This window comes from Alienimonas sp. DA493, from assembly GCF_043951915.1.
Lineage (GTDB): Bacteria > Planctomycetota > Planctomycetia > Planctomycetales > Planctomycetaceae > Alienimonas.
In genome coordinates this window covers 1-1445 of sequence record NZ_JBINJD010000319.1, presented here as the reverse complement: position 1 = coordinate 1445, position 1445 = coordinate 1, and the positions used below count along the sequence as shown (strand labels likewise).

At 67.1% G+C, this 1445-nt stretch carries 2 protein-coding genes; both read right to left on the bottom strand.

The features are described from left to right. Positions 1-42: 42 nt before the first annotated feature. Positions 43-477 (bottom strand): hypothetical protein, encoded by a 435-nt coding sequence (locus ACG2DA_RS22750; protein WP_395258981.1) that lies wholly within the window; start codon positions 475-477, stop codon positions 43-45. Between the two features lie 42 nt (positions 478-519). Then, positions 520-918 (bottom strand): hypothetical protein, encoded by a 399-nt coding sequence (locus tag ACG2DA_RS22745; RefSeq protein WP_395258979.1) that lies wholly within the window; start codon positions 916-918, stop codon positions 520-522. Between the last annotated feature and the right edge of the window lie 527 nt (positions 919-1445).

Genomic DNA, 1445 nt, shown 5'->3' with positions numbered 1-1445 from the left:
GTGCAGGTATCCCCGGTGAGGACACGCCGCGCCAGGGGGGAGTCAGCGGGCGGTTAGCAGCGAGAAGGTTTCGCGTATTCGGGCTCTCACGACCTTCTCCACGATCTCGGCGCTCCGCTCCTCGCCTTCCCGAAAGGGGTGCATCCCGACGTAGGACCGCCACACCCCCAAGAGACCGTTCTTGACCTTCGTGTCCCCACCCGGGAGAAGGTCGACCATGTACGCCGGTCGCATCCATCGGGCGTGGTGGCCCCGGTGCGTGGCCCATGTGACGGACAGAGAAGGTTCCCCAGTCCGGTCCGGTTCGATCCACAACCAGCCGTTCCCCCGGGCGAACCAACGCAGGAACCGGGTCCGCGACGGGATCGTATCTCCGTACTTCCCTCGGAGTTCGGCCACCATTTCGTAGTCGTTCTTGTCGCCCATCAGTTCGTCCTCTCTGTTGGTGTTCGTGAACTGGTGAGGCCAGCGTTCCATCACTGTCCGAGGTTCGTGAGTACAGACCGGCCGCGCCAGTGGTCAGACGCCGGCCTCGAGCAAAACGGGGCCGTTCTTCCGGGCGGCTTTGCGAGCTCGCTTCGCCTGCTTCTCCGCCTCGAGTTCCGCCTGATTCGCCCGCATCCGCTCGAGCTCGGCGGCGCCGTAGAAGTCCGCGGCGAACGCTTCCCCGGCCTCGAGCCCGTAGCGGCCGTCCGACTGTTCCGGGGTGCGGTGGTCGTCCTCGAGCTCGAACGGGACGCCGCCCGGCTCGGGCTCTCCCGGGGTTGGGGAGCTCTCCGAAGTTCGAGCAGGCTCGAGCTCGCACGCGAGACAGTGAGCTCGCACTCGGTTCTTCGCTCCGTCCTTGCGGACCCCGTGCGGTGCGTCGTTCCCGCAGGACTGGCAAGCCTTCCAGATGACGTTCATGCGGTGGAGCATAGCGCGATCGCTCTCTCAGTGTTGGTGATTCCACACCCCAGAGGCGGTCATCACTGTCAGAGGTTCGTTCGTTGCAGACCGACCCCAGCGGATAGCGTAGAAACGCCATCACGCTGAGGTCGGACCAAGACATCACCGCCTTTCGGAACGCCCGCCTTGACCGGGTAGCTCATGTCTTTGTTCGGGCGTCTACCTTCCCACCCGGCCCGACCGCACGGACGTTCCGTCGGCTTACCCGGGCAGTTCTGTCGGCACCTGACCCGGACGGGACTCGCACGGCGCGAGCCACGGGCACCGGCTCCCCGCTATGGGAGCCGTTGTCGTCACGCCGGCGGATTGTCGGCGTCCTCGGCACGCCTGTCGGCTCCGCCCGCGCGTGACCGCGGTAAGCCGTCCCGTGTTCGCAGATGGAGCGTGTGACCCGCGGCCGGGCTCGCCGTCACCGCCGCGTGAAGCTAAACGGGAGCGGGCTAGGGGAACCGCCGGGAGTCGAACCCGGAGCAGCCGCCCACCGGCGGCCGGCACCC